Annotated in this window: 1 protein-coding gene; it reads right to left on the bottom strand. The window is 70.8% G+C overall.

The features are described 5' to 3' along the window. A partial coding sequence (locus A3764_RS24855; protein WP_150122299.1) for a hypothetical protein occupies positions 1–236 on the bottom strand: 236 nt, incomplete at its 3' end. Between the last annotated feature and the right edge of the window lie 14 nt (positions 237–250).

The following is a 250-nucleotide window of genomic DNA, read 5'->3' as shown; positions in this document are numbered from 1 at the left end:
AGATGCGCGCCCGCCTCCCATCCCGGCAGGGGGCTACCGTCGGCTGCGCGCAGGTCAAAGAGGGTGACGCCCCCACCCAATGGGCTTACCCGGTCGATGCGCAGGTCGAGCACCGGGCGATCGGCGGGCGGGGAATAGCGGTGCAGGTGATCCGTCTCCCCCCGTTGCAACTTGGCCCGGTGGGTTGGCGCGTCGACGAGGTTCACATGCGCGCGAATGGCGGCCTCCCGGTCCATGGGGTCCGGGAAGG

It is taken from the genome of Sulfitobacter sp. HI0129 (assembly GCF_001635395.1).
Lineage (GTDB): Bacteria > Pseudomonadota > Alphaproteobacteria > Rhodobacterales > Rhodobacteraceae > Sulfitobacter.
The sequence above is the reverse complement of the archived record's forward strand: the minus strand, read 5'-3'. Positions and strand labels throughout refer to the sequence as shown.